This window comes from Rhodopseudomonas telluris, from assembly GCF_042432815.1.
In the GTDB taxonomy this organism is placed as follows: domain Bacteria; phylum Pseudomonadota; class Alphaproteobacteria; order Rhizobiales; family Xanthobacteraceae; genus Rhodopseudomonas; species Rhodopseudomonas telluris.
On sequence record NZ_JBHLWM010000011.1, the window covers coordinates 107,380 to 119,402 of the forward strand.

General features: G+C 66.5%; 12 protein-coding genes. 1 reads left to right on the forward strand and 11 read right to left on the reverse strand.

Annotation, left to right across the window (positions count from 1 at the left end):
- Window positions 1-99: 99 nt before the first annotated feature.
- From ACFFJ6_RS23595 to ACFFJ6_RS23605, 3 genes are all read right to left on the reverse strand, one after another.
- Entirely contained in the window at window positions 100-912 is an 813-nt protein-coding gene (locus tag ACFFJ6_RS23595; RefSeq protein ID WP_378392536.1) for a DUF1295 domain-containing protein, read from the reverse strand.
- 149 nt (window positions 913-1,061) lie between these two features.
- Window positions 1,062-1,604, reverse strand: coding sequence for a hypothetical protein (locus ACFFJ6_RS23600; protein WP_378392541.1), 543 nt, complete (start codon window positions 1,602-1,604; stop codon window positions 1,062-1,064).
- Window positions 1,605-1,766: 162 nt separating this feature from the next.
- Entirely contained in the window at window positions 1,767-3,299 is a 1,533-nt protein-coding gene (locus ACFFJ6_RS23605) for an acyl-CoA carboxylase subunit beta (RefSeq protein WP_378392543.1), read from the reverse strand.
- A 287-nt stretch (window positions 3,300-3,586) separates the two neighbouring features.
- Here ACFFJ6_RS23605 and ACFFJ6_RS23610 point away from each other — a divergent pair, with 287 nt between their 5' ends.
- On the forward strand, window positions 3,587-4,018 hold the full coding sequence (locus ACFFJ6_RS23610) for a DUF4260 domain-containing protein (RefSeq protein ID WP_378392545.1): 432 nt from the start codon (window positions 3,587-3,589) through the stop codon (window positions 4,016-4,018).
- 4 nt (window positions 4,019-4,022) lie between these two features.
- Here the strand turns inward: ACFFJ6_RS23610 and blaOXA are convergent, their stop codons facing one another.
- From blaOXA to ACFFJ6_RS23650, 8 genes are all read right to left on the reverse strand, one after another.
- Entirely contained in the window at window positions 4,023-4,850 is an 828-nt protein-coding gene (gene blaOXA / locus ACFFJ6_RS23615; RefSeq protein ID WP_378392547.1) for a class D beta-lactamase, read from the reverse strand.
- Between the two features lie 163 nt (window positions 4,851-5,013).
- Window positions 5,014-5,283, reverse strand: coding sequence for an EscU/YscU/HrcU family type III secretion system export apparatus switch protein (locus tag ACFFJ6_RS23620; protein WP_378392549.1), 270 nt, complete (start codon window positions 5,281-5,283; stop codon window positions 5,014-5,016).
- A complete protein-coding gene (fliK, locus tag ACFFJ6_RS23625; protein WP_378392551.1) occupies window positions 5,280-7,055 on the reverse strand; it encodes a flagellar hook-length control protein FliK in 1,776 nt (591 codons plus the stop codon). The genes ACFFJ6_RS23620 and fliK overlap by 4 nt, the downstream gene beginning before the upstream one ends.
- A gap of 60 nt (window positions 7,056-7,115) precedes the next feature.
- On the reverse strand, window positions 7,116-7,898 hold the full coding sequence (locus ACFFJ6_RS23630; RefSeq protein ID WP_378392553.1) for an ATP12 family chaperone protein: 783 nt from the start codon (window positions 7,896-7,898) through the stop codon (window positions 7,116-7,118).
- Window positions 7,899-7,928: 30 nt separating this feature from the next.
- The gene (locus ACFFJ6_RS23635; RefSeq protein ID WP_378392555.1) at window positions 7,929-8,237 is read right to left on the reverse strand and encodes a hypothetical protein; all 309 of its coding nucleotides are present in this window, start codon (window positions 8,235-8,237) and stop codon (window positions 7,929-7,931) included.
- Window positions 8,238-8,293: 56 nt separating this feature from the next.
- Entirely contained in the window at window positions 8,294-9,619 is a 1,326-nt protein-coding gene (locus ACFFJ6_RS23640) for an RluA family pseudouridine synthase (RefSeq protein ID WP_378392557.1), read from the reverse strand.
- Between the two features lie 820 nt (window positions 9,620-10,439).
- Window positions 10,440-10,979 carry an REP-associated tyrosine transposase gene (locus ACFFJ6_RS23645; protein ID WP_378392559.1) on the reverse strand — a complete coding sequence of 180 codons (540 nt, stop codon included), beginning with the start codon at window positions 10,977-10,979 and terminating at the stop codon, window positions 10,440-10,442.
- A gap of 240 nt (window positions 10,980-11,219) precedes the next feature.
- Window positions 11,220-11,984, reverse strand: a complete 765-nt coding sequence (locus ACFFJ6_RS23650) for a hypothetical protein (RefSeq protein WP_378392561.1) — start codon at window positions 11,982-11,984, stop codon at window positions 11,220-11,222.
- Between the last annotated feature and the right edge of the window lie 39 nt (window positions 11,985-12,023).

A 12,023-nucleotide genomic window follows, 5' to 3' on the forward strand; every position in this document is an offset into this window, starting at 1 on the left:
GCAAACGATCCAGGCGATTTAGCCCCGCTCCGGCGGGGCTTTTGCTTTCAGGGCAGCTGACTTGTCTGAATACCGGATTTCGGTATCCACGATCAGGCTCTATCGACCGAACATCTCACGCAGCTTGCGGAGCGTGTAGATGGTCGTGATGGGAAACAGGATCGGCACGGTCCGCACATAGTCCTGATAGTCCGGCAGCGCGCCGTAACGATCGTCCTGCTTGCGCTCGAGCCCTGCGGCCGCTGCCGTCATCAGCCCGAGGATGTATAGCAGGCCCAACGTGGTCAGCAGCCACGCCGCCGTGCTGGTGTAGGCCGAGAGGCCCGCCACCCAGACGCCGAACCAGAACAGCATCTCGCCGAAGTAATTCGGACAGCGCACCATCCGATACAGCCCCACGTCGCAATAGCGCTCAGGGTTGTCCTGCTTGTAGCGAGACTTCTGCCAGTCGGCGACGCTTTCGATCACAAGGCCCGCAACCATCAGCATGACGCCGAGCGGCGCCGATGCCGGCCAGACGCCTTCGGCCTGCAGCGAGGCAGCCAGCAAAGCGGGCAGGAACAAGAGCGTGTAAAGCAGGCTGACGCCAATCCAGATCGCGGCCTTTTGCCAGAGCACCACCTCGGCGGTGCGCCGCTCAGCGCCTGCGAGCTCCTTGGCGTAGCCGGGATTGCGTTCGCGAACCGCCAGGAACGCGCCGAGCCGGATGCCGTAGGCCAGCAGCACCAGCATCTGCAGCAGCACCCAGCCCTCGATGCTGGCGTAGAACACCAGCATGAAGATCAGGCTTTGCGCCGCGATGGCGCCGCCATAGCACAGGCTGACGAAGTAATAGACCCGGCGGAAGCCGCCCGCCGATACGGCGAGACTGATGAGGAAGGCCAGTCCGACAAGATGCCACGGAACAGTCATATCGCCTCGCTCCGATGATCGCGCTCAGCACGGTTCCGCCCGTCTCTACCGAGCACGGAGGGCGCGGATATTGATAGGCCGCTTCTACCACTCAGGCTGTAGCGACGACGTGATCTGGATCAGGATTGCCAGATCGCGCACACTGCGGTCTATTTTTGCTGGCAGCGCTGGCCGGGCACGCGCGTGTCGCAGACCCTTGCCGCATCGAACAGGCTGGTCAGCGCCTTCAGCTGCTTGGCGTCGGGCACGAACCGATGCGCCTTCTGCAGCACGTAGAAATTCTCGCGCCCCTGCACCGCCTTGGTCCAGGTCTGCAACAGCCCGCCGCCGTCTTTGGGCTTGCGGCACGTCTCGACCCAGGCCGCCATCGGATAAAGATTTTCGGTGCCGCCTTTCAGCTTCTCGAAGGTCGCGCCCGGACACTCCGCCAATGCGGCCTTTTCCGACCGCGCTCGAAACGCCTCGGGAGCTTCGTCAGCCTGTTTGAGCAGCACCTGCGTCGACAGCTTCTCGGTCCAGTTGGCGACGCTCTGGCCTTGAGGAACCATCACGGTCGTCTTGGCCTTCTCGGTGCCGGACTCGGCCACCACCTTGAAGCCCTTCGGCGGCTTCAGCAGCATCTGCTCTTCGGCATGGGCCGGCGGCACCAGCGCCAAAGTTGCGGCCAGAACAACGAGATAGCGTCGGCACATGTGATGAACCCGCGGCAGGACGCCGAACTGTGCCCGAGAAGCCGATGAGATTCAATATCAGCCGCAACAAGCAAAAACGCGCCACCGCAGTCTGCAGGGCGCGTTTTCATAACGTTCGACCGGTCATCCGGTCTTCGCCGCGCTCGCGCGGCGAACGCGGAACTACAACGGCATGTTGTCGTGCTTCTTGGCCGGGATTTCCATCTTCTTGTCGCGCAGCATGGCCAGCGCGCGCGCGATCCGGCGGCGCGTGGCGTGCGGCATGATCACGTCGTCGATATAGCCGCGCTCGGCGGCGACGAACGGCGACAGGAAGCGGTCCTCGTATTCCTTGGTGCGGGCCGCGATCTTGTCCGGATCGTTCATGTCCTGACGGAAGATGATCTCGACCGCGCCCTTGGCACCCATCACCGCGATCTGCGCGGTCGGCCAGGCGTAGTTGATGTCGGCGCCGATCTCCTTGGAGGCCATCACGTCGAACGCGCCGCCATAGGCCTTGCGGGTGATCAGCGTGACCAGTGGCACGGTGCACTGCGAGAATGCGAACAGCAGCTTGGCGCCGTGCTTGATCAGGCCGCCATATTCCTGCGCGGTGCCCGGCAGGAAGCCCGGCACGTCGACGAAGGTGACGATCGGAATGTTGAAGCTGTCGCAGAACCGCACGAACCGCGCCGCCTTGCGCGACGCGTCAGAGTCGAGCACGCCCGCCAGCACCATCGGCTGGTTGGCGACGAAGCCCACCGTGCGGCCGGCGATGCGGCCGAAGCCGGTGACGATGTTCTTGGCGAAGGTGTCCTGCAGCTCGAAGAAATCGCCCTCGTCCACGACCTTCAGGATCAGCTCCTTCATGTCGTAGGGCTTGTTCGGATTGTCCGGGATCAGCGTGTCGAGCGAGAAATCCTCGCGCTCGATGTCGTCGAAGCTGGGCCATTCCGGCACGCCTTCGCTGCTGTTCGCCGGCAGGAAGTCGAGCAGCCGGCGCATCTGCAGCAGGGTCTCGACGTCGTTCTCGAACGCGCCGTCGGCGATCGACGATTTGGTGGCGTGCACCGAAGCGCCGCCGAGTTCCTCCGGCGTCACCACTTCGTTGGTCACGGTCTTCACCACGTCGGGGCCGGTGACGAACATGTAGCTGGTGTTCTTCACCATGAAGATGAAGTCGGTCATCGCCGGCGCATACACGTCGCCGCCGGCGCAGGGGCCCATGATGACACTGATCTGCGGGATCACGCCGGAGGCTTGTACCACGCGGCGGAATACGTAGGAGTAACCGGCGAGCGCCGCGACGCCCTCCTGGATGCGCGCGCCGCCGGCATCGTACAGGCCGATGATGGGCGCCCGCGCCTTCAGCGCCATGTCCTGGATCTTGGTGATCTTCGCCGCGTGGGTCTCGGACAGCGAGCCGCCGAACACGGTGAAGTCCTTGGCGAACACGAACACCTTGCGGCCGTTGACCGTGCCCCAGCCGGTGACGACACCGTCTCCGGGAATTTTGGTCTTCTCCATCCCGAATTCGGTCGAGCGGTGCTGGACGAACATGTCCATTTCCTCGAACGAATGCTTGTCGAGCAGCAGGTCGATGCGCTCCCGCGCGGTGAGACGGCCGCGCGCATGCTGCGCGTCGATGCGCTTCTCGCCGCCGCCGAGTTTGGCCGCTGCCCGGCGGTCGTCGAGTGCTTCAAGGATATGTTTCATGAGATTCAGCCGCGCTTCTTGATGTCGTTGTCCTGCCGCAAGGCGTTACCGGACTTTTGCCCCCGGATCGCCTCGATAATCAAGGCCTTCTAGCACGGTTTCGGAGCAGGGAAACCGCCTTGGCGCACCCGGCGAATAGCCCTTTCGGCGCGTTCGGGAACAAGCCGGGACCAGTTTGCAGATCCGCCAGCCCCGCCGCCTCCAAAACTGCATCGGATGAATGCGAAAGCGCGATGGCACAGCGCTTCGAACCGAACTATACCGCGAGCCCCTTCAGGAGACCTCCGATGACCGAGCGCACCAGCGAACCCAGCAATCCCGGCGCGGTGACCGGCGGCATGACGTCGCTGCTGCGGGCAGAAGGTGCGGCCCTGTTCGTCGGCACCACGCTGTTCTACCTGATCTCCGACTCGCCCTGGGAGTTGTACGCGATCCTGTTCTTCGCGCCGGATCTCGGCTTCCTCGGCTATCTCGCCGGACCGCGCGTCGGCGCCCTCGTCTATAATGCGCTGCACACCACGATCGCGCCGCTGCTGCTGGCGATGGCTGGGATCGTGATCCTGTGGCCGATGGCCGGTACGATCGCGCTGATCTGGCTCGCCCATATCGGCTTCGACCGCATGCTTGGCTACGGACTGAAATACGGCACCAGCTTCCACGACACCCATCTCGGCCGGATCGGCAAGCGCAAGCCGGTCGCCGCGGCGACCACGACCTGAGCGGTTAGACCGCGCCGATGTCGGCGAGCAGTTGCTGCGCCAGCGTGATCCGGCTGGTGACATGGCGCGGCTCGCGCACGTCGAGGTTGAGCGCGAACACCGTCTGTTGATCGCCCTTCTCGGCCCAGCCGACCAGCCAGCCCAGCGACGGCTGCCCGCGCTCGGCGCCGAGCAGCCCGGTCTTCGCCCGGATCGTCACGTCGCCCACCTTGGTGACCGGAAGAATGTCGGCGACGAGATCCTGGCTGCGTTTGGAGATCGGCAACGTCCGCCGCCGCAGCCGGTCGAGGAAGTCGATCTGCTGGATGCAGTCGATCCGCAGATCACCGGTCAGCCAGAACTGATCGATGCCACCGCCGATGTTGCGATTGCCGTAGTCGAACAGGTCGACATATTTCTGCATCCGCTCCGGCCCGATCCGCCGCGCGATTTCCTGATACACCGGCACCGCCGACGCCGCGATCGCGCTACGCAGCGTGTGGTCGCGATTCCACGCCTCGATACTGCGCTTGACGCCGTCCCACTTGAAAACGTCCTTGTCCGGATCGGCGACGACGCCAGTCTCCAGCGCGATCAGCGAGTTCGGCACCTTGTAGGTCGAGGCCGGCAGAAAGGCCTCGCCAGAGCGTTGCGCGTCGCTGGCGATAATCAAGTAATCGTCGGTCTTGTAGCCGACGAACGTGCCCTCGGTCCCTTCGTCCGCAAAGCGCTTCGCCAGGCTGGTGCGGATCTCGCTGCGCGGCGGCGCGACTTCAGCGAACGCGCGAACGGGAAGCAAGGCGGGCAGAGAGGCGGCGGCGCAGAGGCCGAGGGCGGTACGGCGGGTGAGCAATGGACGTCCTCACAATGAGTCAGCGCGGAAGATGCGCGCGGCTCGTGGTGAAACGATGGCCGCGAGCTATCAGCTTCATCGTCATTGCGAGCGCAGCGAGGCGATCCAGAAGCGCGGTGCACGAGGCGGGATTGCTTCGCTGCGCTCGCAATGACGGCGAGAACTACCTTGGTCCCCTGCCCGACAGCTTCAGCACGAACACCAGCACTTCGGCGACGGCCTTGTACAGCTCCTCGGGGATTTCGTCGCCGAGTTCGACATGCGACAGCGCGCCGGCGAGGACTTCGTTTTCCTCGATCGGCACGTTGTTCTCCTTGGCGACCTCGATGATCTTGGCGCCGATCGAGCCTTTGCCCTTGGCAACGACGCGCGGCGCTCCGCCGTGGTCGTAGTGTAGCGCGACGGCGATCGGGTTTTTGACGTCGATGGTCACAGCGCGCGATCCAGAAAATGGCCGGCCGAGGCCGGCGGCGGAGCGCTCGGTGCGCCTTCGCGGATGATGATGTCGCCGGGGTTCAGATCGGCGCGGCTGAGCGCGGCGGTGAGCTGGTTGGCGCCGGCGCGCAATTGCGCCGCCGTGGACGGCCGCTCCGCCCACATCCGCACCGAGGTTTTCTCGCCCTGCAACGAAATCAGCGCGTGAACCGGACCGGCCGGCTCGACATCGAGCGAGAACCGCGCGCGCCAGACCCGGTTCGCCGCCGTGCCGGTTTGCGCGTCATCGCCGTCGCGGGAAATTTCGAACTGCGCCACCGCGGTGCCCTGCGGCGTGGTGAACGGGATCTCGAAGCTCCAGCGCGGCTGCAGCGCGTCGAGCCGCGCCGAAGCGCCGTCGAGGCGGTCCGGCAGCGAGGCGACCTGTAGCAGCGTCTGCCGCGCCAGTGAACCTTCGGTCTCGGTGAGCACCCGGCGCAGCGCCGAGTCGAGTGGCGTGTGCGGCTCGAGGCTCGCCGGCATCACCGCCTGCGCGGCCGGCAGCGCGCCACCGATCGGTGGCGGCGGCGTATTGGTGCGCGCGACCGCGTTATCGTCCATCTTTCCGATCCGCGCACCGCTCGCCGCGGGCAGCAACGACAGCAGCAGCGCGTTGCCGGCGAAGCCGGTCTTGGCCAGCATCGCGGCGGTCTGCGGATTGGCCTGCACGGCCTCCTGCAACGCGCTGAGCGTCTCGGCGGTGCCTGCGGCCGTGGTTGCGGCGCGCGTGGCTGTCGTCGCTGACGCATCAACGCTGGTGAGCTGATTGATGACGCTGCGCAGCAGCGCCTGCTCCGCCGTATCGGTCGCGGACGCGCCCGTTGCGGCCGTCATCGACGCCAGCGTTGGCGACGTGGTGGCGCGATCGGCCGCAACGAACGGCGCGGTGGTTTGCGTCGCGGTCTCGGTCGTCGTGCCGAGCAGATCACTCTGGGCGGCGAGCAGCGTCGTCTGCGCCAGCAGCTGGCCGTTCTGCAGCAGCGGCGTCGGCATCGCGGTGGCGCCGGCATTCGCAGCCGCGCTGCCGCCGAGCGCGGTGCTGAGCACCTGGCGTAGCACGATCAGCGCCGCCTTCAGATCAGTGCCGGCTGTGGCCGGCTGCGCGCTCGCCAGCGAGGCTTCGAGGAAAATGCCCGAGCTCTGCACCGCGCGCTGGATGTCTGCGCCGGTCAGCGCTGGAGTCAGCGCGGTGCGCAGCGACTGCACCTGCGCCACCGCCTGACGCGCCGCCTGCGGCAGGCTGGCGAGATCGGTTACCGCATCGAGATTGGCGAACAGCGACGACAGCCCGGTCTGCTGCGTCGCCGCAGTCTGCGCCGCGGTGGTGAGCGCCGCGACCTGCTGCGGCGTCAGCGCATTGGCGGCCGGCACGAGGCTCGGCGCAGCCTGCGCGGTCAGCGTGATCGCCTGCGGCGCCAGCGTAACGGTGTCGAGCGCGAGGCTGGCCGCGGCGAGATTGGCCGGCGCGTTGGTGGTGACCGGCTGATTGACGATGGCGAGGCGGACGCCCTGATCGCTCTGGGAGACGGCGACCTGCAGCGTCTGGCCGGCCTGCAGCGGAACCTGCGTGGTCGCCTCGACGGTCTGGCCGCCGATCGCGATGCGGACCTGGCTGTTGTCGAGGATCGCCAGCACCTTGGCCTGCACCACCGTGCCGGGCTGCAACGTGACGTCGGCCGTCACGCCCTGCAGAGCGACGAGGGGAAGGTTCGGATTGACCGAAATCGCCATGGGGACCCGTTCGCCGCGCGATACTTCGAGCGAGGCTAGCCGATCGCCGTAAACCCCTCGTTAACTTCCCGGCCTCAGCGCGGCGAGCACCTGCGCGGCGGCCTTGAACTCGATCAGCCGCGCCGCACGGCGCGCGGCGGCCTCCTCATCGAGGCCCCATTGTTCGATGTTCCAGTCCTCGTCGACATGCGCGGCGGCCCAGACCTGATCGGCGTCGCGCTCGCCTTTTGCGAGCGACAGCGCCAGCAGCGCCGAGCCGGTGATCGTCGTCACCACGTGAAAGGCGCCGACCGACCAGGCATCCTGCGGCATCGCCGCGCGCGCCGCGGCGATCGCCGGTTCCGGCTGCGCGACATGCATGATGCCCTCGGCCAGAATGAAATGCGCGCCGAACTCGTTGGCGGCCCAATACAGCACCGGATCCCAATGCTGCGCTTCCATCGCCACCAGCCCTTCGGGATGGCCGGCGCGATAGAACAGCAGATCCGAGCCGAAGTACTTGGCGACATCGTCGGCGACTTCGTCGATGCGGCCGACCACGCCGTCGAGCACGCTGTGCGCCAGCCGCGTCATCGGCATCGTCATCGGATCGATGTGCTCGGCCTGCGCCTGCCATTCGGCGGCGATCACTTCGGCGAGTTCGCGCGTCGGCGCAGCCAACGTCTTGCGCGACGGCGTTTTCACCGGACGGCCGTCGAGCGTGACGGCGAATCCGTCCGGCGTCTCTGAGACTTCGGCCGACTTGTAGAACCGCTTCGGCAGCGCCGTCCGCGAGGTGCGCCGCACTGCTTCTTCCGGCTCGAGCTGTGATTTGCCGGCGACGTCGTCGATGAGGTCACGCATCGGCTGATCCATGATGTCCTTGCTGAGTGCCTACTGATTGGCGCAGGCGCGCGAATAGGCGGCGCGGTCGTTGGGGGACAGCCGCGCGGCGTTGCCGTCGGTGAGGCAATCGGTGATGCGGTCGCCGAACGAGCGGCGCTGGTTGGGGAGCTGGGCCCGGGGGGTGGGCTGCGGCGCGTCGAGCTGCGGCACCGTCGGAACCACGACCGGAGGTGGTGGCGGCGGCGGGGGTGGCGGCGGCAGCGTGGTCGGCAATTGCCCCGGCACCAGCTGCGCCAGGGCGGCGCCCGGCGCGGCGATCAGCGTCGTAGCAAGGAGGATGAGAGCGATCCGTTTCATCGTCTGCATGTCGTGATGGCGCCGCCGCCGCGCAAGCCGCGCCGGCGCGCGTCGCCTCATTCCTCCGGCGCATGCTCGATCGGATCGAACCGATCGTGCTCGAGCCCGAGCAGGTTCCAGCTCTGCAGCATGTGCGGCGGAAGCGGCGCCGACACGTCGATCACGCCGCCGCGCGGATGCGGGATGACGATGCGCCGCGCCAGCAGATGCAGCCGGTTCTGCAGCCCGCCGGGCAGTTGCCAGTTCTCGATGTTGAAGTACTTCGGATCGCCGACGATGGCGTGGCCGATATGCGCCATGTGGGCGCGCAGCTGATGGGTGCGTCCGGTGACCGGCTTCAGCGACACCCAGGCCAGCTTCTGCCCCGAGGTCTCGACCACCGCGTAGTACGTCACCGCGTGGCTGGCGCCGTCGTCGCCGTGCTTGGCGACGCGCATGATCGAATCCTCTTCGCTCTCGTCCTTGGCCAGATAGGTCGAGATCCGCCCCTGCTTCGGCTTCGGCACGCCGGCGACCAGCGCCCAGTAGATCTTGCGCGCCGAGCGGTGGCGGAACGAGCCGGTCAGCGCGGTGGCAGCGAAGCGGGTCTTGGCCACCAGCAGACAGCCGGCGGTCTCCTTGTCGATGCGATGCACCAGGCGAGGTTTTTGCCCCTTGGCATCGCGCATCACTTCGAGCATCTGATCGATATGCCGCGTGGTGCCGCTGCCGCCCTGCACCGCGAGGCCGGCCGGCTTGTTCAGCACCAGCACGTCGGCGTCCTCGAACAGCGTCATCTCCTTCAGCGTCTGCAGCGTCTTCTGCTCGGCTTCGGAGAGATGCCCGGGGGCTTTCGGCGTGTCGAGCTTGAGCGGCGGAATCCGCACGCTCTGGCCCTCCTCCAGCCGGTCCTTGCTGTCGGCGCGCTTGCCGTTCACCCGCAGCTCGCCTTTGCGGACGATGCGCTGGATGTGGGAGAACGACAGGCCGGGAAACCGCGCCTCGAGGAAGCGATCGACCCGCATGCCGTTCTCGTCGGCGGTGACCACCACGGTCTCGACCTTGGTCGGCAGCGGCGCGTCGGGCTTGGCCTTTTCAGGCTCCGGCGCGATCGCTTCGGGCCGCGGCCGCGACGCCGCGCCGGACCGCCCGGCAAACCGCTCGGTACCCAGCCGATCAGCCGCGGGTCGCCCGGCGGCGGGCCGCTCGGCGCGCTTGCGCACCGGCCGCGCCGACAGCGGACGGCCGTCCTCGCCGCGATTGCCGCGCACCGGACCCGCCTTGAAGGCACCTGGCTTCGCCGACCCAGCCTTCGCCGGCCGGCCGCCACCGTTCGGGCCGCCCTTGGGGCGATCGCCGCCGGGGCCGCGTTTGGCGAGGGGTTTCTTGGTACGACGGCTCATCGATCAGGCGCTCCGGAGGTTGAGGCCGTGCCTAGCGCAAAAGCGCCGTCCGGTCACGGCAGAATGTGGAGGATTGGACCCGTCGCCCGGGTGCTGGGCCGCGAAATCCGCGAGGGCTGCTCTCCGCCTGCCAACCGGAGGCGCGCCGAGATTGCGAGGCCACACGACACCGCGTGGCTCGGAGCGCGCAGCCCGGCGCGGCAAGCCGCTTCCGGACCGCGGACCCGGGCGCCCCCGCCTCGGCGGCTTCGCCCCGGCCAAACGCCCGCATCCTCGCGGCGCCGTTGCGCCCGAGCTTTGCGGACGTCCCACCCCTCGCACGATGAGGAGCGGCGGAGCGCCGAAAGGCGCACCTTGGTAGTGGCCGCAGCACGAACTTCGGATCGCCGAAGCCCGGAGGCCGCGGAAACGCCTTCCGGCGCTCCACCGTGGCGACTTGTCGCTTCAGGACCGTGCTTCCGGGCGCAGGCACGGGTAATGAAACCCGACGGTCCGGCGGGATTTCCCCGCCTTCGCCTGTGCCCGTCCAGCCAACTAACAAGTGGCAGACCCCCGTAGTGGGGCCGGACGGTGACCCGAAGCGTCCCGAGCGCGAGGGCCACGTCCTCCCCCGCCCGCAGGCGCCACACCCCGCCCCACTCCAAGACGCCTCTAGAAGCGCCCCTCGTGGACGGGACGGAAATAGGTATATGATCCTATGGGAATTTTGTCAAGAGATTGATGTAGCCCGGGTGAGCGCAGCGACACCCGGGGAGCAGCATGGCGAGACGCCGCCCCGCATGTCGCTGCGCTCATGCGGGCTACGAGTCTCGCATTGTGGCTATCGGTTGATCGGCTCGCCGAAGTCGCCGCTTGTATCGCGCACGTCTCCAGCCCAGTCGGCAGGCAGGATGCCGTCTCGCACGAAACGATGAAACGACGAATAGGGCCAATCCACAACGCGCGACGTCAGGCCGTGTTTGACCGGATTGAAGTGAATGTAGTCGACGTGGCGCGCCAAGTCGTCCTCGTCGCGAATGCTGTGCTCCCAGAACCGCCGCTGCCACAGCGCCAGATCTCCGTTCGAATGCCGTCGCAATGGCACGCCCTTGGCGATCAAGGCGCTACTGAAATGTCCCTTGATACGCCGCCACCGCCCGGGGAAATCGGCATCATCGGGCGGGAGGGTCAACACCGCATGCAGATGATCGGGAAGCACGACGACCGCGTCGAGCGAAAACGGGCGCTCTCGTCGCGCGGTCAGGATCGCCGCGCGGAGATCCGCGACATGATCGACCAAAGCGGTCGACCGGCGATCTGCTAACGTGACGGTGAAGAAATACGTAGGCCCTGCCAAGCGATCTCGTCGGTACCGCACCATGATTGGGACTCGCGTCGTCGCCCCCCGCCCGCTCCCCGCATGTCGCTGCGCTCATGCGGGCTACGGATCGTGCCGAGCATAGCGATTGTTAGCAAGTCTGACAAAGCGAACACTGCGGATTGCTCATCGATCTCTGCTCGACATAGCCTGCAAGGCGGATCAGCGAAGCGTATCCCGCCCTCCCTTGCGACGAGGCGAAGCGCCGAGGTGGGCCCCGCCTTCACCTGCCCCACCTCAGGGCTAGAAAAACCCAAACCTGATAAAATCGCAGCCGGCCAGGACGTCATGCGATCCCCACTCGTAGCGCTGCTCGCTCGGCTTGAAGTCGGAGCATTTCAGATCCGGCGTGGCGAGGTGCGGATGGGTGATCGAGCGTTGCTCGACGTAGTTCCAGATCTCCGGCGCGGCCGGGTCGCGCTCGAACCTGGCGACATGCACTCCGCCGCAGATGCCGTCCGGCCCTGTCGTCGACGCCCAGGTGGACTCGTCGACCTTCTTGAACCTCTTGTAGTCCTGATACGCTTCAAAGCTGCACGTCCTCGACTCCTGCTCGAAACGCTGCGCGACGAGCTTCGTCATCGTCTGCCGGCTCGGGTGCCGACAGAATTTGGCAGCAAGCGCCCAGGACTGAATCAGGTGCCGGCGCTCCCGCGGATCGAGCGCCTTCACCTCCGCGGCAATCCCTGCGGGCGCGCGAGACAGGTGTCTGATGTCGTCCAGTCGCCGTTCGAGGTTCTCACACTCCTCGGGCTTCATCGGCGTCGCGGTCTTCAACGACTGAACACCCTGGGCGATCTCGTCCTTTAACGTCTTGTCCGGCGAAAACCTCCGGACTTCCGACCACGTCATCGTGCAGAGCAACTGACCGTCGCTTTCGACCGAGCATTTGTACCAGAGGCTGGACCATTTCAATGTGTGGTAAAGCCGACCGAAAGTTGGCCCGTCCGCGGCCTTCGCTTGCGAGGCCAGCATCGCCGCGATCGCGGCAATAATAACTAATCGCATCGTTGAACATCCAAATATTGTTCGTCATTCGAAATGCCA